We start from the raw sequence: 26,663 nt of genomic DNA, 5'->3' as shown, positions 1-26,663 counted from the left end.
GTCGCGCATATCAATGCGATCAAGGACAAATCCTGATGGCATCCGGCTTAGACTCAAAAAGTGCCAAATGCTTTAACGATGTAAGGGACCGGTACACCCGATCCCCGCCCCTCGCAACACCCTTGAGGTGTTACTTTGGCCGGTGTTACTCGGCAGCCTCAAGCACAGCGCCGTCATCCATGGCCCTGTAGGTATATTGATCGATCCGCTTTTCGATTTCCGGGCGGAAATTGCGGATCAACGCCTGAACCGGCCATGCAGCCGCATCACCCAGCGCACAGATGGTGTGGCCTTCGATCTGCTTCGTCACTTCGAACAGCATATCGATTTCACGCTTCTGCGCATTGCCCTTCACCATGCGTTCCAGCACGCGCCACATCCAGCCCGTGCCTTCACGGCAAGGCGTGCACTGGCCGCAGCTTTCATGCTTGAAGAAGGCCGCGATACGGGCAATGGCCTTGATGACGTCGGTGGACTTGTCCATGACAATCATGCCGCCGGTGCCGAAGGACGACTTCACTTCGCGCATGCCGTCGAAGTCCATGATGGCGTCCTTCATGTCCTCACCGCGAACGATGGGGCAGGATGCGCCGCCTGGGATAACGCCGAGCAGATTGTCCCAGCCGCCACGAATGCCACCACAGTGACGCTCGATCAGTTCCTTGAAGGACAGACCCAGCGCATCTTCGAAGGTGCACGGACGTTCGACATGGCCCGAAACCATGAACAGCTTGGTGCCGACATTGTTCGGACGACCGATGGAGGAGAACCACGATGCACCGCGACGCAGAATGGTCGGGGCAACGGCGATGGATTCGACGTTGTTGACCGTGGTCGGGCAACCGTAAAGACCCATATTGGCCGGGAACGGAGGCTTGAGGCGCGGCTGGCCCTTCTTGCCTTCGAGGCTTTCGAGAAGCGCCGTTTCCTCACCGCAGATATAGGCACCCGCGCCGTGATGAACGTAGATATCGAAATCCCAGCCGTTCTTGTTGTTGATGCCCAACAGACCGGCGTCATAGCATTCGTCGATTGCAGCCTGCAGCGCTTCGCGTTCACGCATATATTCGCCGCGAACATAAATGTAGGCCGTGTGCGCGCCCATGGCGAAACCGGCGATGACGCAGCCTTCGATCAGCGTATGCGGATCGTGGCGCAGGATTTCGCGGTCCTTACAGGTGCCGGGTTCGGATTCGTCGGCATTGACGACGAGGTAATGTGGACGACCGTCGCTTTCCTTCGGCATGAAGGACCACTTAAGGCCCGTCGGGAAGCCAGCGCCGCCACGACCACGAAGGCCGGACGCCTTCATCTCATTGATGATCCAGTCCCGGCCTTTTTCGATGATCTGCTTTGTGCCATCCCAATGACCGCGTGCAAGCACACCCTTAAGCGAGGTGTCCTTGAGGCCATAGAGATTGGTAAAGATACGATCCTGATCTTTTAACATGATTCAACCTCTTACCGCGGCTTCTTGCCGAAGACCTTGATATATTCGGCTTCGCCACCCTTGGCGAGCGCCTCGGCCTGACGGACCCAATCATCGCGATCGATACGGCCCTTGAAATTCAGATAACCATCGACCCATTCACGCTCTTCTGCGGACCAGCCGGCGACCTGCATATAGGTGAAGATGCCGAGCTCGTTCAGCGTCGCCTCGATCTTCGGACCAACGCCGGAAATCAGCTTCAGGTCATCGGCCTTTTCAGGCCGGTCGACCTTGGCGGGACGGTTCTTGTCCTCTAGCGAAGGCTTGGCCGACGTCTTGACCTCGCCAGAGCCTTCCGCAGCAGCAGCCTTGGCGTTGCCTTCGGATGCCTTCGGATCGGTCACCGGTGTCTTCAGCTTAGCATCCGACTCTGCTGCCGTTGTCTTCGGCTTTGCAGCCTCGGATGGCGCAGGTGCGGGTGCTGCCGCAGGAGCCGCCGTTGCAGGCGTTTCCGCTGGCTTGTCGAGATTGGAGCGATCTGGCTTCGTCTCTTCGGTCAGCGTCGTGAGGGGACCGATCGGTGCCGACAAATGACGGTCGATCTGCGGGCCTGGCTTGACGGTGTCGCCCTTGCCTGCCTCGAACGTATCGATGATTTCTTCCAAACGCTCCGGCGTCAGGTCCTCATAGGCATCCTTGAAGATGATGACCATCGGCGCGTTGACGCAGGCGCCCTGACATTCGACCTCTTCCCAGGAAAGCGTGCCGCTTTCATTGGGGGTCAGCGGATCGTGGTGGATCTTGTGACGGCAGACATCCATCAGCGCTTCGGAACCGCGCAGCATGCAGGGTGTGGTGCCACAAACCTGAATATGCGCCCTGGTGCCAACCGGCTTCAGCTGGAACTGCGTATAGAAGGTCGCCACTTCGAGCACGCGGATATAGGCCATATCCAGCATGTCGGCGATCTTCTCGATACAGGCGCGGGTTACCCAGCCGTCCTGCTCCTGCGCACGCATCAACAGCGGAATGACCGCAGATTGCTGGCGTCCTTCAGGATATTTCTGGATCGTTTTTTCCGCCCAAGCGATGTTATCCGCGTTGAACGCGAAACCCGTGGGCTGGAACTGATCTTCAGCTAGTCGACGAACGGACATACTTCCTCACGCCCCATCAGTTTAACGACTCGCACCGCGATTTCGTCACCGTGACGAATTCGCAGGCATAGGCCGTTTTGTCTTTTTGCATGAACACAATGAATTTTCCGCCATTGGGAAGCGAGGATTTGATCTCGTATCCTTGTGACAGAAGCTGCTTGACAGTTGATGAACCGCCGCTTGCCTGCGAAGAGACACCCTCTTGCGCCGTTTGGGCGAAGAGCGGTGCAGTCGCGGCAAGAAAAGCCGAAGTGGCCAGCGGCAAACGCATCAGCGGTCGACCTCCCCGAACACGATATCGAGAGAGCCAAGAACAGCCGTTACGTCGGCAAGCTGGTGGCCCTTGCAGAGAAAGTCCATCGCAGCCAGATGCGCAAAGCCCGGAGCGCGGATCTTGCAGCGGTAAGGTTTGTTGGAACCATCCGCGACAACATAGACGCCGAACTCGCCCTTCGGCGCTTCGACCGCTGCGTATACTTCGCCAGCCGGGACGTGATAACCTTCGGTGTAAAGCTTGAAATGGTGAATCAACGCTTCCATCGAGCGCTTCATCTCGCCACGCTTCGGCGGAACGACCTTGCCATCCAACGACGACACAGCGCCGATGCGATGCTTGCCGGACAGAAGCTCCACGCACTGCTTCATGATCTTCACCGACTCGCGCATTTCCTGCATGCGGATCAGGTAACGGTCATAGCAGTCACCGTTCTTGCCGACGGGAATGTCGAATTCGAGATCGGAATAGCATTCGTAAGGCTGCGCACGGCGCAAGTCCCAGGCAGCGCCCGAGCCACGAACCATGACGCCGGTAAAGCCCCAGGCAAAGGCATCTTCCAGCGACACGACGCCGATGTCGACGTTACGCTGCTTGTAAATGCGGTTGTGGGTCAAAAGACCTTCGATATTGTCGAGAACGGTGATGAACGGATCGCACCACTTGCCGATATCTTCAACAAGCTCCGGCGGCAGATCCTGATGCACGCCGCCTGGACGGAAGTAAGCCGAGTGCATGCGCGCGCCACAGGCACGCTCATAAAACACCATCAGCTTTTCGCGCTCTTCAAAGCCCCAGACCGGCGGCGTCATGGCACCGACGTCCATGGCCTGCGTCGTGACGTTCATGATATGCGACAGGATACGACCGATTTCCGAATAAAGAACGCGGATCAACTGACCGCGCATCGGAATTTCCAGACCCAGCAGCTTTTCCACGGCCAGCGCGAAAGCATGCTCCTGGTTCATCGGCGCGACATAGTCGAGACGGTCGAAATAAGGAACGGCCTGCAAATAGGTCTTCGTTTCGATCAGCTTTTCCGTACCGCGATGCAGCAGGCCGATATGCGGATCGACGCGCTCAACGATTTCACCGTCGAGTTCGAGAACGAGACGCAACACGCCGTGCGCGGAAGGGTGTTCCGGGCCGAAGTTGATCGTAAAATTGCGAACGTTATGTTCAGTCATCAGTGTTGCTCCGCCGACGTAATCATGGCGATGAATTCGGGGCCGGTCATGGTGTTCGTGGCCTCGGCGAACGAATAGTTTGTCGGCTTTTCGTCTATGAAGATTTGCGATGCGAAACGGAAGCTGGACGGGTCAGCGAAGGACTGCACGGAAACGGCATGATGCGCGCCGTCTTTCGACCGCCACATGATGGTACTGCCACAGGCCGTGCAGAAGCAACGCTCACCCCATTCAGAAGACGAATAAACGCCCAGATGCGCGTCATCCTCTACCGAAACGCTTTCGCATTCTACGGCAAGAAACACGCCGCCAGACCAGCGACGGCACATGGAGCAATGGCAAACGCCGACTTCACGGGCACCGAACTTCGCTTCGAAGCGAACGGCACCGCAAAGACATTGTCCCTGCTCTGTGGCGGCAGCTTCGCTCATTGCTTGGCCTTTTCATCACCCGGAAGAACGTAATCCGTTCCTTCCCAAGGGGAAAGAAAGTCGAAGTTACGGAATTCCTGCTTCAGCTCGACCGGCTCATAGAGAACGCGCTTCAGCACGTCATCGTAACGCACTTCCACAAAGCCCGTGACCGGGAAATCCTTGCGCAGCGGATGACCTTCAAAACCGTAATCGGTCAGAATGCGGCGCAGGTCTGAGTGGCCTTCGAAGGGAATGCCGTACATGTCCCAAGCTTCGCGCTCGAACCATTCGGCACCGTAGAAAACAGGGGTCGCCGAAGGCACGGCCTCGTCTTCAGCCACCTGAAGCTTGAGTCGGACGCGCAGGTTCTGGCGCGGCGACAGCAGGTGATAGACGACATCGAAACGCTTTTCGCGGCTCGGCCAATCCACACCGCAGATATCGATGATGTTGACGAAACCGCACTGCACGTCGTCACGCAGGAATGTCAGCAGCGCGATAACGTTTTCCGGCGTCGTGTTCAGCGTCAATTCGCCAAAGGCAATGACCGCAGATTCCAGCAGGGAACCGCGCACTTCCTGCACATAGGCCGAGAGATCGTTGAGAGCTTCGCTCATGTATAAGTCCTCTGCCCTTAACGCTCGATCGTACCGGTACGCCGGATTTTCTTCTGCAGCAGAAGCACGCCGTAAAGCAGCGCTTCTGCCGTGGGGGGACAGCCCGGCACGTAGATATCGACAGGAACCACACGGTCGCAACCACGCACGACAGCGTAGGAATAATGGTAATAACCGCCGCCATTGGCACAGGAGCCCATGGAGATGACGTAACGCGGCTCAGGCATCTGGTCATAGACCTTGCGAAGCGCAGGCGCCATCTTGTTGGTCAGCGTACCGGCAACAATCATAACGTCCGACTGGCGCGGTGAAGCGCGCGGAGCAACACCGAAGCGCTCCATGTCGTAACGGGGACCGGAAGCCTGCATCAGGCCTTCAACGGCGCAGCAGGCCAGACCGAACTGCATCCACATCAGCGAACCGGTGCGCGCCCAGGTAATCAGCTCGTCCGTAGACGTAACCAGAAAACCCTTATCTGCAAGCTCGTCGTTGATTTCGGTGAAATAGCCGTCATCGCTGCCGACAGGCTTGCCCGTCGAAGGATCGATGATGCCCTTGGGCTTTGGCGCGACAAGCGTCGTGTCGTTCTGAACTACGCCCATTCCAGTGCCCCCTTCTTCCATTCATATATAAAGCCGATGGTGAGAACGCCGAGGAATACCATCATGGACCAGAAACCGAACCAGCCGATCTCACCGAAGGACACCGCCCACGGGAAAAGGAAGGCGACTTCAAGGTCGAAGATGATGAAAAGAATCGACACCAGATAAAAGCGAATATCGAACTTCATGCGCGCGTCGTCGAACGCATTGAAACCGCACTCAAAGGCAGACAGCTTTTCCGGGTCGGGGTTCTTGTAGGCAACGGCGAAAGGCGCAATCAACAGCGCCAAACCGATGACAAGCGCGATACCAATGAAGATTGCGATCGGAATGTAGGAACTGAGGAGTTCAGTCATTGTCTCTTCCTTGCCCGACCGAGCGTCGAGCATACCCCATTGGACACGAGAATCCGCTGGGCCGAAATTATGTTGCAACGCCGCAGTGGTTATCGCAGCGAAGCCCTCTCTGCAAGAGTTTAAGTGCCATTTCAAGTCAATCGTGACTTCAGAGAACCATTATAACGCGAAATCCCCTCGCCTACAGCCATTCAAGATATCACTAAGCACTTCAAAACTATGGACAATCGAGCGCGTCATAGCGTCGCAGGAATGAGACATAATTTTGAGCAAAAAGTGACAGCAATTCTGCTCTGAAAAGCGTCATAAACATGAGATTTCGAGGCAAGAAATCAGCCGAACTGAAACGATACCGAAGCAGTAGGCAGGAGAGCCAAAACACGTCACTTTTTCGCTATGGCACGCATCGGAACAGGCTGCGAAAACGTGGGGAAGATATGGGAAATAAAAATGCGTGTGACGCCTTGCGTCGTCAACGCTTGGTCAAAGGAAGGACATTTTACATCTTGAAGGAAGAAGAAAATGGCGCGAGTGACGGGGCTCGAACCCGCGACCTCCGGCGTGACAGGCCGGCACTCTAACCAACTGAGCTACACCCGCGCATTTTATCGGACTGTTGGAAGTCCGTAGATCTCGAGGAAGGAATGGCGCGAGTGACGGGGCTCGAACCCGCGACCTCCGGCGTGACAGGCCGGCACTCTAACCAACTGAGCTACACCCGCACATTCCCTAAAGACTGGCCGAAACCGGTCTTACGAACTCGCCTCGGCTGTTCGTTGAGCGGCTAACTAAGGCGTTCGTGTTGGGGTGTCAAGCAGGTTTCACGACAAAAGAATAAGCTTGAGCATTTTGATTTGACAAACAGGTGAAGAGCCCCGGTTTTCCGGCACTTTTTCCATTTCAGTTTTTTACACCCAATCCCGCGCACTTATCCACAGGTGGCAAAGACGAGGCGCAACCCGCGAATCTTTCACGCCATTCCGACAAGAATGCTGATGGATTCGCTGAGAAATTTCCTCGGGCGTGTCTCGCGACACATTGAATATAGAGACTGCGCTTTGACATGCAGAACACAATACGCAAATCAGCGCCTACCCCTCATGCAGGCTTCACCAGCTAGCCCCTCCTCACGTCATCCCGATGCCCCGCTGTGGAAAACTATTATCCCAACGATCCGGCTCAACCCATGAAAACGCCAGCTTTCCGGGCTTTCCGTCCACTAAACGCCCCTCCCCGCCAAACCGCCGCTGTCATAAAAATCGAAAAAAACAAAAAAACTTCACAAAAGCTCTTGCGGTTTTTTTCCGATCCGAATAGATCACGGCCACCGACGCGGCGGACATGATCCGCAAGACGCGAAGGGCGATTAGCTCAGTTGGTAGAGCGCCTCGTTTACACCGAGGATGTCGGGAGTTCGAGTCTCTCATCGCCCACCATTTCATCCCCTTGATTTTATTCACATTTCTGCTAAGTTACAAAAAGCTGTGGTCGTTGTCGCAAGTGGTTATTTATAACTACGAGACGTCAAGTCATCCGTTATGAAGATTCTGGCCCACAAGCGAGAATACTCATACGACGGGTATCAACGCCGAAGGACAAATGTTCCGCGGTGGGCTTCGCCAGGAAGCCAATCGACATTTGACTGGGCGTATCTTGAGCATTCGCGTCAAGCGCATCATGCTGCTAAAAACTTGAGCCACCGTGTTAACGACTTGAAAACCATGGCGCCGTAAAGTCGATGACGTTCGTTTCGGGACAGTCGATTCCGTGCGGCATGGCGCCTTACGCTACGTGAGATTCAGCATTTCTCAATAAATTATCCCTCATAATTGTTAGTGTCGGCTTCATGATGAAGTCGCGTTTTGATGGGATGAACCATGTTTGCGAACTCAATCGTCACGCTGGCGCTGATTGCGCTGCCAATCTACTTTTTCTTCCGCTGGGTACAATACGACTCGGAGAGACAGGACAAGTAGTCAATCGCAAGCCCGTCCCTCTCCCCTCGCAGCCTTACAAACCGTGGTCAGCCATCTGCCGGATGGCCGAATGTGGTGAATGCACCACCCTGGTAAATATGGGCTGGGTCCTTCGGATCCTCTTTTCCGGCTTGAGCAAGGACCTCGGCGCGCCATTTCGCCGAGCTATCTTGCGGCTTCCAGCCAAGGAAAGCCGCATGGCTGTTATCCCACCAGCTTTCCTGATTATTGGACGCGCCGTAGACCACGGCGTTGCCAAGACGCGGCGCTTCGAAACTGCGCGCGCAGAGCGAAACGAAGTCCGCAGCGCTGAGCCACGTCGCCAGCATGCGCGTCGTCTGTGGCTTTGCCGTCAGTGAACCGATCCGCACCGACAGGGTCTCCTGCCCGAACTTGTCGAAATAGAAGCTGGCCATATTTTCCCCGAAGCATTTCGAAACGCCATAAAGGGAATCAGGGCGCACAGCCGAGTTGCCATCGAGCTTCTCGTCGCGGCGGTGGTAACCGATCGTATGATTGGAACTGGCGAAGACGATTCGTGGCTGGCCGTTGTGGCGCGCGGCTTCGTAGAGATTATAGACGCCTTCGATATTGCCCTTGAGAATAAGCTCGAACGGCCGCTCCACCGAGATGCCGCCGAGATGGATGATGCCATCCACGCCCGCCACAGCAGTATCGACCTCTGAGCGGTTGGAGAGATCGCATTTCACGAAGGTTTCGTGCGCCGCGAGATCGGTGACCTCGACCATATCGGATAGCACCACCTTTTCAGCAATGTCTTTCAACAGGGGACGGATGGCTTTGCCTACACCACCGGCAGCACCGGTTAACAACAACGTCTTCAGCATGTTTCCTCCATATTTCCATCTGCACACCGCAAACCGGCTTGGCTTGTGGTCATACATAAAATCTCTTGTTATCTTATCTCTACGCTAGGCTTGCACGGGTTATCAAGAGGCAAGCTTGCAGGGAAATGATTGCGTTCAGCGCCAAACGCCCCGACACTGCAGCGTACTCACCCTCAGCCATTCAACAATGATTCCACAGCAATTTCTCCAACTTGTATTATAAGTTCTTGACGAAGATAATATCTCGAATATTATCCGCCTCAACCAACAATTGGAGACACGAATAATGGCTATGGACCCGCAGGAACTTAAAGTCGCGCTTGGCGCTGGACTTCTCTCTTTCCCCGTCACACCTTTTTCCAAGGACGGCGAATTCAACGAGAAGCCTTATCTCGACCACGTCAGCTGGCTGTCCGGTTTCGATGCGACCGTTCTTTTTGCGGCTGGCGGCACCGGTGAATTCTTCTCGCTTGCCCCGGAAGAAGTCGGCACCGTCGTCAAGGCAGCCAAGTCCGCTGCCGGTTCTGTTCCCATCGTTTCGGGCTGCGGTTATGGCACCAAGATCGCCATTCAGATTGCCCAAAGCGCTGAAAAGGCTGGTGCAGACGGCATTCTGCTGCTGCCGCATTACCTGATGGATGCCTCGCAGGCAGGCCTTTACGCCCATATCAAGCAGGTTTGCGATTCAGTTTCCATCGGCGTGATGGTCTATAATCGCGACAATTCCATTCTGACGGCTGAAACGCTGCAAAAGCTGTGCGATGCCTGCCCCAATCTGGTTGGCTTCAAGGATGGTTCCGGCGATATCGGTCTTGTGCGCAAGATCACCGCGACAATCGGCGAGCGCCTGACCTATCTCGGCGGCATGCCGACGGCTGAGCTTTTTGCAGATGCCTATCTCGGCGCTGGTGTGACCACCTATTCGTCCGCCGTGTTCAACTTCGTGCCTGCGCTTGCCCAGGAATTCTACAAGGCACTGCGCGCGGGCGACCGGGCAACGACCGACCGTATTCTCATCGACTTCTTCTATCCGTTCATGGATATTCGTAACCGTCAGAAGGGCTACGCCGTTTCCGCCATCAAGGCTGGCGTGCGTCTGATGGGGTTCGATGCCGGTCCGGTGCGCGCACCGCTGACGGATTTGACTGAGGAGGAAGTCGGCATGCTCGAAAAGCTGGTTGGACCTTACAAGCCATGAAAATAGAAGCGGTTCGCACTCATCTGCTCGATTACAAGCTGGGACACGCCTTTGAAAGCGCGTCCATGCGCTTCGACCGGCGCATCCATTGCCTTGTCGAGATCATATGCGATGATGGCACCGTGGGCTGGGGCGAATGCCTCGGCCCGGCAAAGCCCAATGCAGCCGTGGTGGCCGCGTACACCCCGCACCTGATTGGCAAAGACCCGCTCGACATCGAGATCATCTGGCATCAGCTCTACAATCTGCTGCGGGATCAAGGCCAGCGCGGCCTGACGGTGACGGCGCTGAGCGGTATCGATATCGCGCTTTGGGATATCAAGGGCAAACGCTTCGGCACCTCCGTCTCGCGCCTGCTCGGCGGTCGTTTCCGCGAAAGCGTCAAGGCCTATGCCACCGGCTCCTTCCGCAAGGATGGCGTCGATGCGGTCTCTGATGTGGCGGCGGAAGTTGCCAGTTACGCAAGCCAAGGCTTCCACGCGGTCAAGATCAAGATCGGCTTCGATGTGGCGGAAGACATTGCCGTCATCCGTGCCGCGCGCGAAGCCGTGGGGCCCGATGTCCGCATCATGATCGACGCCAACCATGGTTACGATGCGTTGGAAGCCATCGAAGTCGGCAAGGCGCTGGCGCCTCTTGGCATCGATTGGTTTGAAGAGCCAGTTGTGCCGGAACAGCTGGATGCCTATCAGGCCGTGCGCGCCGGTCAGCCCATTCCCGTTGCGGGTGGCGAAACCTGGCATGGCCGTTACGGGATGCGCGCGCCACTGGAAAGCCGTGCCGTGGATATTCTCCAGCCGGATCTTGCCGGTAGCGGCGGCTTTTCGGAAACCAAACGCATCGTCGATATGGCAACACTCTACGGCGTGCGCGTCGTTCCGCATGTGTGGGGAACGGGTGTGGCCATTGCCGCGGCCCTGCAATTCATGGCCTACCTGCCGCCAGACCCTGCCCGCCGCAACCCGCGCCCACCGATTCTCGAATTCGACCGCACGGAGAACCCCTATCGACAGGCGGTTCTCACCAGCCCGCTGGATCACGTCAATGGCGTGGTGCAGATACCGGATGGCCCGGGACTTGGGATTGAGATCAATCGGGATGCGCTGGAGCAATATGCTTTGAAGGACGCGTGATCTTTGGGTGAAAGGATCACGACGGAAAAAGCCGGGTGTCAGGGATGACACCCGGCTTTTTGTTCTTGCTCCGTCACCCCGCATTTAATGCGGGGTCTAGCCTGAACCGCGTCTGCGGTGCGAAGACTCTTCCGCCGCGCAGACGCGCGGCAGCTGGATGCCGGGTCAAGCCCGGCATGACGGAAGTTGGGAACTCAGTTCGTGCCCTTCAGATCAACCGGGAAGAACAGTGTCTCGCCCGAGGAGTCATCCACGCCGTCATTGTCCGTTACCGCGAAGGCCTTGCCGGACTTGTCGAAAGTGAAGCCTTCCAGCTTGTCGACGACATAGCCATTCGTCTGGGCCTTGAGGTCTGGCAGGAAGTCGTGGACTTCTGTCTTCTTGACGAGCGGCAGTTCGCCGCCGATCTTGCCGGGCTTCAGGTCGGAAATGGCGACGCTGTAGAGCTTCTTGATCTTCGCCTTGTCGCCGATCTGGTTATCGCGCTCGACGATGTAGACATTGTCGCCATGGGCGGTGATTTCGGAAAGACCGACCCAGCCGTCATCTGCCTTATCCAGCGGATAATGCACAGCACCCCACTCCTTGGACTTCAGGTTGTAAGAGACGAGCTTTACCTTGCCCTTTTCAGCCTTGCCCCATTCGCGCTGAACAGCCATCCACAGCGTGGCGTCATCGCCCTTGCCGATCATGGTTACGCCTTCGAAGCCGAAGCGGGTTTCGCCTTCCAACAGTTCTTTTGGAAGTGCGATCTCGGCCTTGATTTCGCCCTTTGCATTGACGTTGTAAAGCGCGTGCGGAACGAGCTTTTCGCTGTTGCCTTCGGATGCGACCCAGAAGCCGCCCTTACCGTCCAGCGTGATGCCTTCCATATCCAGCTTCTGCGCTGCCAGACCATCACGCTTTACGCGCAGAACGCTGGTGATGACGGCAGGCTTCTTGTTGGCGTCGATGGTGTAGATCGATGGCTGATTGCCGTAGACGGAGTCGGAGATCGCATAAAGAATGCCGTCCTTTTCCGCGTCAGCTGTCAGACCGGACAGAGCGCCCCAGCCGATCGGTGCGCCATCGACCGTGGCGGAGGTAAGCTGCGGATAGGCGGCCTGCCCTTCCGAGCGCTCATAGATCATGACATGCGAGCGGGCTGCACCATCTTCAACCAGATCGGCTTCGTTGGCGGTGACCAGCAGGTTGCGCGATGGAATGGCGACTGCACCTTCAGGCGAAATCCCCGATGGGAGGATTTGCGTCAGCTGCGGCTCTGCGCCCGTGTCCTTGTAGACGCCAACGACAGATGCGCGTTCGGCCAGAACGAAGAAATACTTGTCGTTGCCGAATGTTGCCGCTTCCAGACCTTCAGGCTCGATGCCCTTGGCCTTGGAGCGCTTTTCAGGATAGTGGCCGATGGCCGCAACGGCATGTTCGAAGGAAGAGCCAGCTTCGTAAAGCAGCTTGCCGGTCTTGTCGAAAATGGTGAAGCCGCGCGAACCGCCCTGCCAGTCGCCCTCATTGGCGATGACGATACGGTCATTGTCCAGCCACTTCACGGCATCCGGCTCGCGCTTGCGGGCGTCCTGGCTGTCGGTGAATTTCAACTGGCCATCGGTCTTGGTGTCGATACCCTTCAGGTCAACAGTGCCTGCGGAAAAGTGGCTTGTGACCTTGCCGCTTTTGCCATCAACGATGACGATATGGTTGTTTTCCTGAAGCGTCAGGGCAATCTCGCCATTGGCATTGATGGAAACGAATTCCGGCTCTGGATCTTCCGGCGAAATCTCGGCAAGACCGGTGACATCGATCTTCTTCAGCGTCGAGCAATCCGGTGCGCCATTCTTGAGACCGATGGTGACGAGGAAGCCGGCAGGCATCTGCGGCAGCGCGCCGTCATTGACCTTTTCATCACGCTCGTTTTCGATGGCGATGGCCACGAAGCTCTTGTCCGGGGAAACCGCAACGGAGTCCGGCTGGCCGCCGAGGTCACAGCTGGCTTCGATCTTGCGGGTGGCGATATCGACCGTCACCAGCTTGCCAGCTGGCTTGACGTAGCTTTCGGACGTGTTGACGCCAGCCAGAACCTTGGTACCGGACACGGCAACCGATGTCGGCTCGCCATCCATCATCAGAGCGCCAAGCGCCTTTGGTGCCTTGGCATCCTTGATGTCGACAAAGCCGATGCCGCCCAGCGGGCTGTCGGAATAGATCAGCGTATTGCCGTCTTCACTAGCCGTGACGATTTCCGCCGACGTGATCGTCTTCTCTTCCTTGTCGGAAGGAAGGTTCAGAGCGACAGGAAACGACGAGATGCGGTTGAAAACCTGCTCGGCGGCGACTGGAAATGCGGCAGAAGCAAAAAGCGCCGCGGTCAGCGCAGCACTCGAAAAACGAAATGTCATGATGTCCCCTTCAGTGCACTGGAAAAATGCATGACTGGGCTTTTGCGACATGGACGTGACAGGGAAATGACAATGAGAAGGTGCTGATAAACAAAAAGCCCGGCTCAAGGCCGGGCTCTCTGCATTTCGATGGCGTCATTTCGCAAAACTGCGCAAAGAGCCAAAATCATTCCTCGTATATCTGAGCACTGTTCGCACGCCGCGGGCGCAAACAGCTCAGGAAAACTTAGGAGTTAACAGCGTCCTTCAGGCCCTTGCCTGCGGAGAACTTTGGAACGTTGCGAGCCGGAATATCGACTTCTGCACCCGTGGATGGGTTACGGCCCTTGGAGGCTTCACGACGGCTTACGGTGAAGCTGCCGAAGCCTGCGAGACGGATGTCGCCACCGGCCTTCAATTCGCTCTGGACGGTTTCGAATACTGCGTCGACGGCAGAAGCGGCATCAGCCTTGGTGAGACCAGCCTTTTCGGCAACTGCAGAAACGAGCTCGTTCTTGTTCATGTTTCCACCCCTTTCAATGGTATGAAACGACTCAAATTGGATCGGCGCAGAATACTTATCTATTCGCGCACCGCCACCCAAAAGCGCTGGAATGGCCTGAAAAACAAGGGGTCTCGCGTTCTTTTCACAAAAAAGGCTGGCATTTCTGCCAGCCTTTCAACGATTTTGTGCTAATTTAGCACCAACACCGACGGTCGCTTATCAATGTGCGATTGTCTGGCTACCGTCATCCACACCTTCAACAGTTGCAATGACCGGCGTCTCGATGCTGCCATCCCACTCGATGGGCTCGGGCATACGCACAAGCGCGTGCTGCAGAACCTCACCCATGCGGGCAACCGGGATGATTTCCATCTCGTTTTTGACGTTGTCAGGAATATCCGCCAAGTCCTTGGCGTTTTCTTCCGGGATCAGCACCTTCTTGATACCGCCGCGAAGAGCAGCGAGCAGCTTTTCCTTCAGGCCGCCAATTGGCAGGACGCGACCGCGAAGCGTGATTTCGCCCGTCATCGCGACGTTCTTGTCCACGGCAATACCTGTCATAATCGAAACGATTGCCGTTGCCATGGCCACACCGGCGGATGGACCATCTTTCGGTGTCGCACCTTCCGGCACGTGAACGTGAATGTCCGACTTGTCGAAGCGCGGTGGCTCGATGCCGAAGTCCACGGCGCGCGAGCGGACATAGGATGCCGCTGCCGAAATGGATTCCTTCATCACTTCCTTCAGGTTACCGGTCACGGTCATACGACCCTTACCCGGCATCATGACGCCTTCGATGGTCAGAAGCTCGCCGCCCACTTCGGTCCAAGCAAGACCTGTAACGACGCCGACCTGATCTTCACGCTCGGCTTCGCCATGGCGATACCGTGGAACGCCGAGATAGTCCTCGATGTTGGCAGCCGTAACGGCAACCGACGTGGACTTGCCCTTGATGATCTCGGTCACGGCCTTACGTGCGAGCTTCATCAATTCACGCTCGAAGTTACGAACGCCGGCTTCACGCGTGTACTGCTGGCTGATGGCCATCAGGGCGTCGTCGCTGACGGAGAATTCCTCCGGACGCAGCGCATGTTCCTTGATCGCCTTGGGCAGCAGGTGACGCTTGGCGATTTCGCGCTTTTCGTCTTCCGTGTAACCAGCAATGCGGATGACTTCCATGCGGTCCATCAACGGGCCTGGAATATTCAGCGTATTGGCTGTGGTGACGAACATCACGTCCGACAGGTCATATTCCACTTCGAGATAGTGGTCCATGAATGTGGAGTTCTGTTCCGGATCCAGCACCTCCAGCAAAGCGGACGATGGATCGCCACGGAAGTCCTGCCCCATCTTGTCGATTTCATCGAGCAGGAAGAGCGGATTGGCCTTCTTTGCCTTCTTCATCGACTGGACGATCTTGCCAGGCATGGAGCCGATATAGGTACGGCGGTGACCACGGATTTCCGCTTCGTCACGAACGCCACCCAGCGCCATGCGCACATATTCACGGCCAGTTGCCTTGGCGATGGACTTCGCAAGCGACGTCTTACCAACGCCTGGAGGACCAACGAGGCACAGGATCGGGCCACGGATCTTCGTCGCACGGGCCTGTACGGCCAGATACTCGACGATGCGTTCCTTGACCTTGTCGAGACCGAAGTGATCCTGTTCGAGAACGGTTTCTGCAGCGTTCAGGTCCGTCTTGATCTTGGACTTCTTGCCCCAAGGCAGACCGATCAGCCAATCCAGATAATTGCGCACGACGGTTGCTTCCGCAGACATCGGGCTCATCTGGCGCAGCTTCTTCATTTCGGCTTCCGCCTTTTCGCGGGCCTCCTTGGAGAGCTTGGTCTTGGCAACGCGTTCTTCCAGCTCTGCCATCTCGTCACGGCCATCCTCGCCGTCACCGAGTTCCTTCTGGATCGCCTTCATCTGCTCGTTCAGGTAATATTCGCGCTGGGTCTTCTCCATCTGGCGCTTGACGCGCGAGCGGATACGCTTTTCGACCTGAAGAACGGAAATCTCGCCTTCCATGAAGCCGAGCGCCTTTTCAAGACGCTGCTTCACGCTCACCGTTTCCAGCATTTCCTGCTTTTCGGTGATCTTGATGGACAGGTGCGAGGCAACCGTATCTGCGAGTTTGGAATAGTCGTCGATCTGACCGGCGGCACCAACCACCTCAGGCGAAATCTTCTTGTTGAGCTTCACATAGCTTTCGAACTCGGACACGACAGAGCGCGACAGAGCTTCGATCTCGACCGGGTCTTCTTCCGGCTCAGCCAGAAGAACGGCGGTGGCTTCATAGAAGTCTTCACGACCGGTGTACTCTTCGATCTTGGCGCGGCCCTTGCCTTCCACCAGAACCTTCACAGTGCCATCGGGCAGCTTCAGCAGCTGCAGGACATTGGCAACCGTGCCGACGCGGTGAATGGCCGACGTGTCCGGGTCATCATCGCTGGCGTTGATCTGGGTCACAAGCATGATCTGCTTGTCGGAGCCCATGACCTCTTCCAGTGCACGAATGGATTTTTCCCGGCCGACGAACAGCGGAACGATCATATGCGGGAAAACGACAATGTCGCGCAGAGGGAGTACGGGATATGTACCGCCAGATGCAGCAGACGTAATGTTCGTCATATCATTTCCTTTCAATGGTCCCCTTGGGAGGGACGCCTGCCGGACTTTCTTTGGGAGTTTCCGGCATATTCTTTGTCGTGACTGAAAGTGGAGTTCGTCACCGTCATTTTCAAGTCACAAGAGCAGATACCCTTCCGCTTGGGGCAGGATAGATCTCGAATACGCAAAACGTCACAATACGCGTCACACTTTCCGTCATTCGCCCGCCTCGTGGCGAATCGGAAAAACAGCGAACGTTCAAAAAAACGTCATATCGCGCTGCAAATCACTTCTAAAACTTTATCAGGAAAGCGCAATCCGCTCCAAACGCAAAATCGGATCGCACTGCGATAATGCGACCTTTCCCGTGCATAACACGCAAAAAAGGCCCGCCGGAGGCGAGCCTTTCAATCTTCCGTCAACAGCCGTCCAGCACTTAAGCCGAAACGTTGGCTTTCTCTTCCTGACGATCCGCGTAGATGTAAAGCGGACGGGCAGCCCCGCTGACGACTTCGTCAGAGATGACAACCTCGCGAACGCCTTCCAGCGTCGGCAGTTCGAACATGGTGTCGAGCAGGATTTTTTCCATGATCGAACGCAGACCACGCGCACCGGTCTTACGGGTGATTGCCTTGCGGGCAATTTCGCGCAGAGCATCGCCCTGGAATGTCAGTTCGACGTCTTCCATCTCGAACAGGCGCTGATACTGCTTGATCAGAGCGTTCTTCGGCTCCGACAGAATCTGGATCAGCGCATCTTCATCAAGGTCTTCGAGCGTTGCCAGAACTGGCAGACGACCGATGAATTCAGGGATGAGACCGAACTTGACCAGATCTTCCGGCTCCAGTTCGCGCAGCACTTCGCCAACACGACGATCGTCTTCCGCCTTTACCGTTGCGCCAAAACCAATGGAGGTCTTTTCGCCACGGGCAGAGATGATCTTGTCGAGGCCTGCAAAGGCACCGCCGCAGATGAACAGGATGTTGGTCGTATCCACCTGCAGGAATTCCTGCTGCGGATGCTTGCGGCCACCCTGCGGAGGAACGGATGCGACCGTGCCTTCCATGATCTTCAGAAGCGCCTGCTGAACGCCCTCGCCCGAGACGTCGCGCGTGATGGACGGGTTGTCCGACTTGCGGGAAATCTTGTCCACTTCGTCGATGTAGACGATGCCGCGCTGGGCGCGTTCAACGTTGTAATCGGCAGACTGGAGCAGCTTGAGGATGATGTTTTCAACATCCTCGCCCACGTAACCGGCTTCGGTCAGCGTCGTTGCGTCAGCCATGGTGAAGGGAACGTCGATGATGCGAGCGAGCGTCTGGGCAAGATAGGTCTTGCCGCAACCGGTCGGGCCGACCAGCATGATGTTCGACTTCGCCAGCTCGATGTCGCCGTTCTTGGACGAATTCGCCAGGCGCTTGTAATGGTTGTGAACCGCCACAGACAGGATCTTCTTCGCCTGCTTCTGGCCGATGACATATTCATCGAGAATCTTGATGATGTCCTGCGGGGTGGGAACACCCTCGCGCGACTTCACCATCGAGGTCTTGTTCTCCTCGCGGATGATGTCCATGCACAATTCGACGCATTCATCACAAATGAATACTGTCGGCCCGGCAATGAGTTTCCGGACTTCGTGCTGGCTCTTGCCGCAGAATGAACAATAGAGTGTATTTTTCGAGTCGCCGCCGTTGCTGCCGCTGACTTTGCTCATATCTCTTTCCTTCCAGCACGCCGCTGGTCCGCAAGGCGGATCGCGGTCAACTTACCGTCTGCGGACCGGTCGCTTCCCATAAGCATCCATGTCCGCTTCGTTCCCGGGGTACTAACCGCATCAGATACGAGACCTGACGAGCGGCGGCAACGAATTCCCCTGCAAACTCCGAGGCGGTGAAGCCTCGGCATTTTGTTTCGTGACCAGTCCCAAACCCAAATGAGGCTTTTGTGGGATTGGCTTCAAGCTATGTCATAAAAATTCAACACAGCCTTAATATCTACTATTAGCGCTTTATTTTTCGGTTTAAACCCCGAATTTCACTTCGGGGCTTCAAACACAAGTCAAAATTTCAGCGCCTCAGCTGGCGGATGCGCCTTCGATTTCCTGACGCGAGGTCAGGATTTTGTCGATGACACCCCAGTTCTTAGCCTCATCCGCATCCATGAAATGGTCACGGTCGAGCGTGTTTTCAACTTCTTCGAGCGTGCGGCCCGTGTGCTTCACGTAGACTTCATTAAGGCGACGCTTCATTTTGATAATGTCGCGCGCATGACGCTCGATATCGGAAGCCTGACCCTGGAAACCGCCCGAAGGCTGGTGAACCATGATGCGGGCATTCGGCGTGCAGAAGCGCATGCCCTTTTCACCGGCAGCCAGAAGCAGCGAGCCCATCGAAGCGGCCTGACCGACGCAAAGCGTGGACACAGCAGGACGGATGAACTGCATCGTATCGTAAATTGCCATGCCGGCGGTGACGACACCACCCGGGGAATTGATGTAGAGCGCGATTTCCTTCTTCGGGTTTTCCGACTCCAGGAACAGGAGCTGCGCGCAAACGAGCGACGCCATGTGATCTTCCACCGGACCGGTCAGGAAGATGATCCGCTCTTTGAGAAGACGCGAGTAGATGTCGTAGGACCGTTCGCCGCGGTTGGTCTGCTCTACGACCATCGGCACCAGAGCCATGGCGGTATCAACTGGATTTGTCATGTCCGTCCTTTGTCAACTCTTACCCGGTGAGCATACGCACCCGGAATCAATTCTATTCGTCTACTCTCTACATAGAGTGTGATTGCCCGGTTCTTCAAGACTCAGGTGGCGGATATCCTTAATGACGCACCGGCAAATATTCCCTGCCGCCTTACATCTCCGCGCAAAACGGCACCACCGGCATTTTAACGGCCAATCCCGTCATCAACTGCGAAACCGGATTTTGGTCAACCAAAGGTTAAACATACGGACATAATCCACTCGCAACCTTTCGTAACGGAAAGTAGAAACGACTTCTTAGCTTTTGATCCAGATAGTGCCGTCGAAACGATTTAGCACCACCACGCGTGGCTGAAAGTCTTACCCGGAATTCATTTTTATATGCGGAAAGAGCGTGCACCCCAAGGGTCCACCGCCAAGTCATCCGTGAAACGCCGAGACAGATGGGGTTTGGTCAGTGTTAGACGCCAAAACGGGCATGCTTCTTTGGTCGATGGAGACATTGACTCTATCAGCAGTTCTCGCGGTGCTGTGGTTGCACCATCCTGCAAAAAAGCATCATTTGTGTTTTTCGCTGGGCTTTGGCCTAGTGGGCGTTGGCGCAATTCTGGTCGCACTGCGCGGTCTGATCCCTGATTTCATCTCCATCCAGTTCGGCAACATATCGGCACTGGCGGGTTTCAGCTTCTGGCTGGCAGGGCTTTTGTTGCTGGAAGGCCGCAAGCTCGATGGATGGATTGCCATCCCACCGCTGGTCTGGATCGCCTTCATGTTCGTGCCGCCCGTCCATGACAGCACGAGCGCGCGGATCATCCTCTACCACGTCTGCGCCGGCATAGGTCACCTCATGCTCGCGGGCGTACTGTTGACATCGAAAGAGTTCATTTCGCGAACCAGAAAATTGCTGGCGACGGTCCTCGTCATACAGTCCTTTGCCGGCGCGGTCGCGGCTTCTCTCGTCATTCCCTACAATCTGGCGACCGGCCAGATCATCCCGCTGACGGCACCGATTGCCGTCGTTGGCGCGTTGGGCTTCACGATTGTGATGATGATCAGCGTCAAGATGTTTATGGAAGACGCAGAGCGTCGCTTGCAGCACCTGGCCATGACAGATCACCTGACGGGGACATTGAACCGTCGCGGCTTGCTACAGGCCTTCGGTGCGCTGAAGGCCCGCCTTTCAGGCACATCGCGCCACATCGGCTTCATCCTATTCGACATCGATCATTTCAAGAAGATCAACGATGAATACGGCCATCAGTGCGGTGACGATGTTCTGGTCAAGTTTTGCGCGCATGCCAGCCTGATTGCAGACGGCAGAGGCGTGGTCATCCGCATGGGCGGCGAAGAATTCGGTTGCTTGATAGAAACCGACGATCCATCGAAGGTGACCATTCTGGCCGAAGCGATCCGCATTCACTTCAGCCGTCTGGAAGTTTTTGCCGATACCAGACAGTTTTCGCCGACGGTCAGCGCCGGGGTCTTTTGTCAAAGTGCGGCAGACGCAGACCTCGATACCATGCTGACAATGTCGGATCGCGCGCTCTACGGCGCCAAGAAAGAGGGTCGCAACCGCACCGTCGTGCGGGAAGGCTCCATCAACATCGTCGTTCCCGCCGATGACCGTGACGAAGACCCTTGCGACAACAATGCCGACCGGCAGGTCGCCGCTCTCAACCGCATCGCCCATATCGCCAATCGATAGGCAGCGGCTTGACCTTTATGCGCTTGCGATCCCATCATGGGCCACGCAGGCAATGGAGGTTTCGTCATGCACGTCAGGTTTTTCACCGGCCTTTTGATATCCGCCGCTCTGGTCGCTGGGTCCGCCAAGGCACAGCAGGCATCGGACACGATTGCACCCGAACGGGCAACGGGCACGCAAACCGCAAGCCGCGTGGAAACGAAGAACTTCATGGTCGCAGCCGCCAACCCACTGGCTGCGGAGGCAGGCCGAAAGGTGATTGCCGACGGCGGCAATGCCATCGACGCCATGGTGGCCGTGCAGATGGTTCTGGGCCTCGTGGAGCCGCAAAGCTCCGGCCTCGGCGGCGGCAGTTTCCTTGTTTATTACGACGCCGCGACCAACAAGATGACCACGTTCGACGGACGCGAAACCGCGCCGATGGAAGCGACGCCGAAGCTGTTTCTCGATGACAGTGGCCAGCCACTGAAATTCATGGATGCGGTTATCGGTGGCCGCTCAGTCGGCACCCCGGGCACGGTGCGGCTGCTCTCCGATGTGCACAAGAAATACGGAAAAACAGCTTGGGCCGATTTGCTCAAGCCTGCCGAAACGCTTGCGACAGACGGCTTTCAGGTCTCGCCGCGTCTCGCATCACTAATTGCATCCGAAGGCGAGCGGCTCAAAAAATATGATGGACCGCGCAGCTATTTCTACGATGCGTCAGGCGCACCGCTGAAGGCTGGCACGGTTCTTAAAAATCCGGCCTATGCCCAGACACTCAAAGCCATTGCGACCAAGGGCCCGGATGCGTTCTACAGCGGGCCGATTGCCGAAGCCATCGTCAAGACCGTGCGGGAGGCGACGGGTAATCCGGGTGTTCTCTCGCTGGCCGATCTGGCGAATTACCGCATCAAGGAGCGCGAGCCTGTATGCGCGAACTATCGCGCGCTGGATATTTGCGGCATGGGACCGCCCTCCTCCGGTGCTGTCGCCATCGGCCAGATGCTTGGCATTCTGGAAAACTTCGACATCAAGGCGCTAGGCCCCGACAATGTGGAAAGCTGGCGGCTGATCGGCGATGCACAGCGTCTGGCCTTTGCGGATCGTGAGCGCTATCTCGCCGACCCGGACTTCACCCCGCTGCCCATCAAGGGCCTGTTGGCCAAGACCTATCTCGGCACACGCGCCTCATCACTGGATGGTGACAAGGCCCTGGCTGCGGATGCGGTGAAGGCGGGTGAGCCGGAATGGGATCACGCCCTGCTGTTCGGTCGCGGGCCGACGCTTGAAATGCCATCCACCAGCCATTTCGTGATCGTCGACAGCCAAGGCAATGTTGTTTCCATGACGACGACCATCGAGAGCGGCTTCGGCTCGCGCCTGATGACCAATGGCTTTTTGCTGAACAATGAGCTGACGGATTTTTCCTTTAAGACGCATGACGGAAGCCTGCCGGTGGCCAACCGCGTGGAGCCGGGCAAGCGCCCGCGCTCCTCCATGGCCCCGACAATCGTCATGAAGGACGGCAAGCCGCTACTGGCCATAGGCTCGCCGGGTGGTAGCCAGATCATCGGCTATGTCGCTCAGGCGCTGATTGCCTATATCGACTGGGGCATGCCGGTGGAAAAAATCGTGGCGCAACCGCATCTGATCAACCGCTTCGGCACCTATGATATCGAAGCTGGTACCGATGCGGAGAAGTTCGCGGAACCGCTGAAGGCCATGGGTTTCGAGGTGAAGCCAGGCGAGATGAATTCCGGTCTGCATGCCATCGAAATCACCGGCACCGGCCTCGTCGGCAGCGCCGATCCGCGCCGCGAAGGTGTGGCCGTCGGCGAATAGAATCGCTTCCGTGCCAAGGAGGTTTGCGTTAGAGATCGGGCATGAAAAACGTGCCAGATTTCCTCCGCATCGATGCCCAAAAACGTGTCGTCTCGCTCGACGCCCGCAACCCTGCTTTCTACAGCGACCCTAACGCCGTCTATGCGGCGCTGCATGCGCATTGTCCCACCTTTTACTGGGAGGAGCAGAAGCAATGGTTCTTCACCGGCTATGACCACGTCAACGCGCTGCTGCGCGACCGCCGTTTCGGGCGGCAAATCCTGCATGTTGCGACCCGCGAGGAGTTGGGCCTGCCGCAGCCGCTTGAGCATGTCAGGCACTTCGATGCGGCAGAACGCCACTCCCTGCTGGAAATCGAACCGCCGGAGCATACGCGTCTCAGAACACTGGTGAACCGCGCCTTCGTTTCGCGCCATGTCGAAAAGATGAAGCCGGAGATCGAGGTACTCGCCCACGGGTTGATCGACCGCTTCGAAAAGGACGGCAAAACGGAGCTGCTGTCGTCCTTTGCGGACATCATTCCCGTGACGATGATTGCGCGGATGATCGGCATTCCCGAAGAGATGGGCCCGCAACTGCTGAAATGGTCACATGCCTATGTCGGCATGTATATGTTCAAGCGCACCCACGACGACGAACGGGCCGCCGACCAGGCCGCGAAGGAATTTGCCGATTACGTGCGCAGCGTGATTGCCCAGCGCCGTGCGGAACCGAACGACGATCTGCTCAGCCACATGATCCATACGGAGCATAAGGGTCAGTATCTCACCGACGACGAGCTGATTTCGACCACCATCGTCCTGCTGAATGCTGGCCACGAAGCGACCGTACACCAGATCGGCAATTCCGTGCGCGTCATTCTCGAAAGCGGCAGCGACCCTGCTCTGCTGTTTCAGGATGAAAAATCGACCGAATGCACGGTGGAGGAAACGCTACGCATCGGTGCGCCGGTGCACATCTTCCAACGCTGGGCGCTGGAGCCAGTCGAAATCGACGGCGTCACTTTCCAGCGCGGCGATAAGGTCAGCCTCATCCTCGCCGCCGCCAATCTCGACCCACAAAAATTCACTGATCCCCTCACCTTCAAGCCCGACCGCGCCGAAGCCCCCAACCTATCCTTCGGCGCCGGCATCCACTTCTGCATCGGCGCACCACTGGCACGGCTGGAGCTGAACATCGTGTTGCCACTGCTGTTCAAGCGCCTGCCGGGATTACGAATTGCGGAGCCGCCGATGGTAAAGGACGTGTATCATTTCCATGGTCTGGAGCGGCTGGATTTGGCGTGGTAGTTTAACCCCTACAACCGCACCACATAATCCTTGCGCGTCGTCTCCACCACTTCCCATGTTCCCTTGAAGCCCGGACGGATGATCTGGCGGTGGCCCGCTTTGAGGTGGATAGGCTCGCCGCCTTCTTCGGTTAGAATCGAGTGGCCTTCGAGGATGTTGAAATACTCCCACTCGTCATATTCGACCCGCCATTTGCCGGGAGTCGACTGCCATATTCCGGCGTAAATGCCGCCGGTGGCTTCTTCGAGATTCCATGTGGTGAATTTCGGGGTGCCGGAGATCAGCCTGTCTGGCGCGGGGGCGCCCTCTTCCGGCTGAACAGTGGCGAGGTCGCCCTCTGACTTGAAATTGAGACTATGTGTCATGGGCGACCTTTCCTTTTGATCAGACCTTGGCGAGCGATTGCTCGAGGTCTGCAATGATATCCTTCACATCCTCGATGCCGATAGACAGGCGTACGACATCCGGACCTGCACCGGCAGCGGTCTGCTGTTCAGGCGTCAACTGCGCATGGGTGGTCGATGCCGGATGGATGACGAGGGAGCGGGTGTCGCCGATATTGGCGAGATGAGAGAACAACTGCAACCCTTCCACCAGCGCCTTGCCCGCGGCATAGCCACCATTCACGCCGAAGGTGAAGACGGAGCCTGCGCCCTTGGGCGAATAACGCTGTTGCAGAGCGTGGTTATCGCTGTCTTCGAGGCCTGCATAATGAACCCAGCCGACTTTCGGATGCGCCTTCAGCCATTTTGCCACGGCAAGCGCATTGTCCGAATGGCGCTGGACGCGCAGCGGCAGCGTCTCGATGCCGGTAAGGATGAGGAAAGCGTTGAACGGCGCGATGGATGGGCCGAGATCACGCAGGCCAAGAACGCGTGCGGCAATGGCGAAGGCGAAATTGCCGAAGGTCTGGTGCAGAACGACGCCTGAATATTCCGGGCGCGGTTGGGAGAGCGCCGGATATTTGTCATTTGCAGACCAGTCGAACGTGCCACCATCCACGATGATACCGCCCATGGAATTGCCATGACCGCCGAGGAATTTCGTCAGCGAATGCACGACGATATCGGCACCATGTTCGATGGGTCTCAGCAGATAGGGGCTTGCCATGGTATTATCGACAATCAGCGGCAGGCCGTGCTTGTGAGCGACCTCCGCAATCGCAGTGATATCTACGAAGGTGCCGCCGGGATTGGCAAGGCTTTCGATGAAGATCGCTTTGGTGCGATCATCGATCTGGCTTTCGAAACTCGCTGGATCTGCGGCATCTGCCCAGCGCACCTGCCAATCGAAATTCTTGAACGAGTGGCCGAACTGGTTGATCGAGCCACCATAAAGCTGGCGGGCTGCGATGAAGTTATCGCCTGAGGTGAGCAGGGTGTGGAACACCAGCATCTGTGCCGCATGGCCGGATGCAACGGCCAAAGCCGCCGTTCCACCTTCAAGCGCAGCGACACGCTCTTCCAGCACCGCCTGCGTGGGGTTCATGATGCGGGTGTAGATGTTGCCGAATTCTTTTAGGCCGAACAGGGCTGCCGCATGATCCGAATCGCGAAACGCATAGGCCGTGGTCTGGTAAATCGGCGTTGCGCGCGCGCCGGTGGTCGGGTCAGGCTCGGCACCGGCGTGAATGGCCAAGGTGGAAAAACCCGGATTACTCTCTGACATGTGTCCCTCCAATATTCTTTCTATGCCCTCTTGGGGCTTTGAAGGAGCATAAGGTCTCACCGGCAAATGGTAAGTGCGGCTTATGCTAACTATCGCCTTATATTGAGACGCGGATACTCAATTGCAGGGCAGCGGTCCATAACCACTTCTATGCCATAGGCTTCCGCCTTTGCCGCCGCATCATCATGCCGTACGGAAAGCTGTCCCCAGATAAACTTCGGGCGCGGTGACAAGAGAATGACCTCCTCGACAATAGCAGGCAGATTTTCCGCCGCGCGAAACACATCGACCATATCGATGGGTTCTGGAATGTCTGCCAGCTTGGCATAGACCTGCTGCCCCAGTATCTCTTTGCCTTCCTGACCGGGATTGACCGGAAACACCGTATATCCCCTGGAAAGAAGAAACTGCATGACACCGTGGCTTGGCCGTGCCGGGTTGGGAGAAGCACCCAGCAAGGCAATGGTCTTAACCTCCGTCAAAACCCGGCGAATATAGTCTTCCTCATAGGCATCATGGTTCACGGTCATCCTCCCTTGTGGCATTCCAACAGAAATTATTGGGCCTCAGTCATGGCGCATAAAAGTGTTTTCTGAAAGTCGGATGACTTTACGAAAATCAGCACAACTATAATGTTTGCGCTAACTTAATCAGCAATCCGCAATCGTACTTTTTTTGTACCACATCTGTTCACCAGCATTTTAGAAACTACTCATAGTTACATTAGAAAAATATGTTTCATGTTGAAACTGTTTAAACTGAAATGATTGTTTTTGGGAAATACGCT

Annotated in this window: 22 protein-coding genes and 3 tRNA genes; 6 read left to right on the top strand and 19 right to left on the bottom strand. The window is 56.6% G+C overall.

The features are described 5' to 3' along the window. Positions 1-145: 145 nt before the first annotated feature. The 10 genes from nuoF to ABUK73_RS00425 form a co-directional block, all read right to left on the bottom strand. Positions 146-1,450 (bottom strand): NADH-quinone oxidoreductase subunit NuoF, encoded by a 1,305-nt coding sequence (gene nuoF / locus ABUK73_RS00470; RefSeq protein WP_353575592.1) that lies wholly within the window; start codon positions 1,448-1,450, stop codon positions 146-148. 11 nt (positions 1,451-1,461) lie between these two features. Further along, entirely contained in the window at positions 1,462-2,586 is a 1,125-nt protein-coding gene (locus tag ABUK73_RS00465; RefSeq protein ID WP_353575591.1) for an NADH-quinone oxidoreductase subunit E, read from the bottom strand. 16 nt (positions 2,587-2,602) lie between these two features. After that, entirely contained in the window at positions 2,603-2,857 is a 255-nt protein-coding gene (locus ABUK73_RS00460) for a hypothetical protein (RefSeq protein ID WP_113089460.1), read from the bottom strand. Continuing rightward, positions 2,857-4,047, bottom strand: a complete 1,191-nt coding sequence (locus ABUK73_RS00455) for an NADH-quinone oxidoreductase subunit D (RefSeq protein WP_113089461.1) — start codon at positions 4,045-4,047, stop codon at positions 2,857-2,859. Before ABUK73_RS00455 ends, ABUK73_RS00460 begins: the two co-directional genes overlap by 1 nt. Continuing rightward, the gene (locus ABUK73_RS00450; RefSeq protein WP_113089462.1) at positions 4,047-4,478 is read right to left on the bottom strand and encodes a GFA family protein; all 432 of its coding nucleotides are present in this window, start codon (positions 4,476-4,478) and stop codon (positions 4,047-4,049) included. Before ABUK73_RS00450 ends, ABUK73_RS00455 begins: the two co-directional genes overlap by 1 nt. Continuing rightward, complete coding sequence (locus ABUK73_RS00445) at positions 4,475-5,077, bottom strand: NADH-quinone oxidoreductase subunit C (RefSeq protein WP_353575590.1); 603 nt, start codon at positions 5,075-5,077, stop codon at positions 4,475-4,477. Before ABUK73_RS00445 ends, ABUK73_RS00450 begins: the two co-directional genes overlap by 4 nt. Positions 5,078-5,094: 17 nt before the next feature. Continuing rightward, positions 5,095-5,679, bottom strand: a complete 585-nt coding sequence (locus ABUK73_RS00440) for a NuoB/complex I 20 kDa subunit family protein (protein ID WP_062451383.1) — start codon at positions 5,677-5,679, stop codon at positions 5,095-5,097. After that, positions 5,670-6,035 (bottom strand): NADH-quinone oxidoreductase subunit A, encoded by a 366-nt coding sequence (locus tag ABUK73_RS00435; protein ID WP_042619792.1) that lies wholly within the window; start codon positions 6,033-6,035, stop codon positions 5,670-5,672. Before ABUK73_RS00435 ends, ABUK73_RS00440 begins: the two co-directional genes overlap by 10 nt. Positions 6,036-6,558: 523 nt before the next feature. Next, positions 6,559-6,635 (bottom strand) — tRNA-Asp (locus tag ABUK73_RS00430). 45 nt (positions 6,636-6,680) lie between these two features. Beyond that, positions 6,681-6,757 (bottom strand) — tRNA-Asp (locus ABUK73_RS00425). Positions 6,758-7,395: 638 nt separating this feature from the next. On the opposite strand from ABUK73_RS00425, the gene ABUK73_RS00420 reads away from it, so the two are divergent. Continuing rightward, positions 7,396-7,471, top strand: a tRNA-Val gene (locus ABUK73_RS00420). Positions 7,472-8,058: 587 nt separating this feature from the next. Here ABUK73_RS00420 and ABUK73_RS00415 read toward each other — a convergent pair. Further along, entirely contained in the window at positions 8,059-8,859 is an 801-nt protein-coding gene (locus ABUK73_RS00415) for an NAD-dependent epimerase/dehydratase family protein (RefSeq protein WP_353575589.1), read from the bottom strand. Between the two features lie 292 nt (positions 8,860-9,151). Between ABUK73_RS00415 and kdgD the strand changes: the two genes are divergently transcribed. Beyond that, a complete protein-coding gene (gene kdgD, locus ABUK73_RS00410; protein ID WP_353575983.1) occupies positions 9,152-10,057 on the top strand; it encodes a 5-dehydro-4-deoxyglucarate dehydratase in 906 nt (301 codons plus the stop codon). Continuing rightward, positions 10,054-11,190, top strand: a complete 1,137-nt coding sequence (locus ABUK73_RS00405; RefSeq protein WP_353575588.1) for a mandelate racemase/muconate lactonizing enzyme family protein — start codon at positions 10,054-10,056, stop codon at positions 11,188-11,190. Before kdgD ends, ABUK73_RS00405 begins: the two co-directional genes overlap by 4 nt. 194 nt (positions 11,191-11,384) lie before the next feature. On the opposite strand, the gene ABUK73_RS00400 is transcribed toward ABUK73_RS00405, so the two are convergent. The 5 genes from ABUK73_RS00400 to clpP all read right to left on the bottom strand — a co-directional run bounded on the left by ABUK73_RS00400 (position 11,385) and on the right by clpP (position 19,390). Continuing rightward, on the bottom strand, positions 11,385-13,583 hold the full coding sequence (locus tag ABUK73_RS00400) for an esterase-like activity of phytase family protein (RefSeq protein WP_353575587.1): 2,199 nt from the start codon (positions 13,581-13,583) through the stop codon (positions 11,385-11,387). A gap of 226 nt (positions 13,584-13,809) precedes the next feature. Then, entirely contained in the window at positions 13,810-14,103 is a 294-nt protein-coding gene (gene hupB / locus ABUK73_RS00395; protein ID WP_454892315.1) for a DNA-binding protein HupB, read from the bottom strand. Between the two features lie 183 nt (positions 14,104-14,286). Next, the gene (gene lon, locus ABUK73_RS00390; protein ID WP_113089470.1) at positions 14,287-16,704 is read right to left on the bottom strand and encodes an endopeptidase La; all 2,418 of its coding nucleotides are present in this window, start codon (positions 16,702-16,704) and stop codon (positions 14,287-14,289) included. 415 nt (positions 16,705-17,119) lie between these two features. Then, positions 17,120-18,397: an ATP-dependent Clp protease ATP-binding subunit ClpX gene (gene clpX, locus ABUK73_RS00385; RefSeq protein ID WP_045230713.1), complete on the bottom strand. Its 1,278-nt coding sequence runs from the start codon at positions 18,395-18,397 to the stop codon at positions 17,120-17,122. 360 nt (positions 18,398-18,757) lie between these two features. Continuing rightward, the gene (gene clpP / locus ABUK73_RS00380) at positions 18,758-19,390 is read right to left on the bottom strand and encodes an ATP-dependent Clp endopeptidase proteolytic subunit ClpP (RefSeq protein WP_113089472.1); all 633 of its coding nucleotides are present in this window, start codon (positions 19,388-19,390) and stop codon (positions 18,758-18,760) included. A gap of 562 nt (positions 19,391-19,952) precedes the next feature. Here clpP and ABUK73_RS00375 point away from each other — a divergent pair. The 3 genes from ABUK73_RS00375 (at position 19,953) to ABUK73_RS00365 (ending at position 24,208) form a co-directional block, all read left to right on the top strand. After that, a complete protein-coding gene (locus tag ABUK73_RS00375) occupies positions 19,953-21,095 on the top strand; it encodes a GGDEF domain-containing protein (protein WP_353575586.1) in 1,143 nt (380 codons plus the stop codon). A 66-nt stretch (positions 21,096-21,161) separates the two neighbouring features. Continuing rightward, positions 21,162-22,919, top strand: coding sequence for a gamma-glutamyltransferase (ggt, locus tag ABUK73_RS00370; protein WP_353575585.1), 1,758 nt, complete (start codon positions 21,162-21,164; stop codon positions 22,917-22,919). A gap of 41 nt (positions 22,920-22,960) precedes the next feature. Further along, positions 22,961-24,208 carry a cytochrome P450 gene (locus ABUK73_RS00365; protein WP_353575584.1) on the top strand — a complete coding sequence of 416 codons (1,248 nt, stop codon included), beginning with the start codon at positions 22,961-22,963 and terminating at the stop codon, positions 24,206-24,208. Between the two features lie 8 nt (positions 24,209-24,216). Here ABUK73_RS00365 and ABUK73_RS00360 read toward each other — a convergent pair whose 3' ends face one another. The 3 genes from ABUK73_RS00360 to ABUK73_RS00350 all read right to left on the bottom strand — a co-directional run bounded on the left by ABUK73_RS00360 (position 24,217) and on the right by ABUK73_RS00350 (position 26,400). Further along, positions 24,217-24,573 carry a cupin domain-containing protein gene (locus ABUK73_RS00360; protein ID WP_353575583.1) on the bottom strand — a complete coding sequence of 119 codons (357 nt, stop codon included), beginning with the start codon at positions 24,571-24,573 and terminating at the stop codon, positions 24,217-24,219. Positions 24,574-24,592: 19 nt separating this feature from the next. Then, a complete protein-coding gene (locus tag ABUK73_RS00355) occupies positions 24,593-25,876 on the bottom strand; it encodes an O-acetylhomoserine aminocarboxypropyltransferase (RefSeq protein WP_353575582.1) in 1,284 nt (427 codons plus the stop codon). Between the two features lie 89 nt (positions 25,877-25,965). Then, a complete protein-coding gene (locus tag ABUK73_RS00350) occupies positions 25,966-26,400 on the bottom strand; it encodes a CoA-binding protein (RefSeq protein ID WP_353575581.1) in 435 nt (144 codons plus the stop codon). Between the last annotated feature and the right edge of the window lie 263 nt (positions 26,401-26,663).

Origin of the sequence: Agrobacterium vacciniicorymbosi, from assembly GCF_040427045.1 — a bacterium.
Taxonomy (GTDB): domain Bacteria; phylum Pseudomonadota; class Alphaproteobacteria; order Rhizobiales; family Rhizobiaceae; genus Agrobacterium.
This window is presented reverse-complemented; position numbering and strand designations above follow the sequence as displayed.

Excerpts from the sequence above, each read along its gene's own strand:
- nuoF (WP_353575592.1), bottom strand. The coding sequence starts at position 1,450 with ATGTTAAAAGATCAGGATCGTATCTTTACCAATCTCTATGGCCTCAAG.
- ABUK73_RS00465 (WP_353575591.1), bottom strand. The coding sequence starts at position 2,586 with ATGTCCGTTCGTCGACTAGCTGAAGATCAGTTCCAGCCCACGGGTTTC.
- ABUK73_RS00460 (WP_113089460.1), bottom strand. The coding sequence starts at position 2,857 with ATGCGTTTGCCGCTGGCCACTTCGGCTTTTCTTGCCGCGACTGCACCG.
- ABUK73_RS00455 (WP_113089461.1), bottom strand. The coding sequence starts at position 4,047 with ATGACTGAACATAACGTTCGCAATTTTACGATCAACTTCGGCCCGGAA.
- ABUK73_RS00450 (WP_113089462.1), bottom strand. The coding sequence starts at position 4,478 with ATGAGCGAAGCTGCCGCCACAGAGCAGGGACAATGTCTTTGCGGTGCC.
- ABUK73_RS00445 (WP_353575590.1), bottom strand. The coding sequence starts at position 5,077 with ATGAGCGAAGCTCTCAACGATCTCTCGGCCTATGTGCAGGAAGTGCGC.
- ABUK73_RS00440 (WP_062451383.1), bottom strand. The coding sequence starts at position 5,679 with ATGGGCGTAGTTCAGAACGACACGACGCTTGTCGCGCCAAAGCCCAAG.
- ABUK73_RS00435 (WP_042619792.1), bottom strand. The coding sequence starts at position 6,035 with ATGACTGAACTCCTCAGTTCCTACATTCCGATCGCAATCTTCATTGGT.
- ABUK73_RS00415 (WP_353575589.1), bottom strand. The coding sequence starts at position 8,859 with ATGCTGAAGACGTTGTTGTTAACCGGTGCTGCCGGTGGTGTAGGCAAA.
- kdgD (WP_353575983.1), top strand. The coding sequence starts at position 9,152 with ATGGACCCGCAGGAACTTAAAGTCGCGCTTGGCGCTGGACTTCTCTCT.
- ABUK73_RS00405 (WP_353575588.1), top strand. The coding sequence starts at position 10,054 with ATGAAAATAGAAGCGGTTCGCACTCATCTGCTCGATTACAAGCTGGGA.
- ABUK73_RS00400 (WP_353575587.1), bottom strand. The coding sequence starts at position 13,583 with ATGACATTTCGTTTTTCGAGTGCTGCGCTGACCGCGGCGCTTTTTGCT.
- lon (WP_113089470.1), bottom strand. The coding sequence starts at position 16,704 with ATGACGAACATTACGTCTGCTGCATCTGGCGGTACATATCCCGTACTC.
- clpX (WP_045230713.1), bottom strand. The coding sequence starts at position 18,397 with ATGAGCAAAGTCAGCGGCAGCAACGGCGGCGACTCGAAAAATACACTC.
- clpP (WP_113089472.1), bottom strand. The coding sequence starts at position 19,390 with ATGACAAATCCAGTTGATACCGCCATGGCTCTGGTGCCGATGGTCGTA.
- ggt (WP_353575585.1), top strand. The coding sequence starts at position 21,162 with ATGCACGTCAGGTTTTTCACCGGCCTTTTGATATCCGCCGCTCTGGTC.
- ABUK73_RS00365 (WP_353575584.1), top strand. The coding sequence starts at position 22,961 with ATGAAAAACGTGCCAGATTTCCTCCGCATCGATGCCCAAAAACGTGTC.
- ABUK73_RS00360 (WP_353575583.1), bottom strand. The coding sequence starts at position 24,573 with ATGACACATAGTCTCAATTTCAAGTCAGAGGGCGACCTCGCCACTGTT.
- ABUK73_RS00355 (WP_353575582.1), bottom strand. The coding sequence starts at position 25,876 with ATGTCAGAGAGTAATCCGGGTTTTTCCACCTTGGCCATTCACGCCGGT.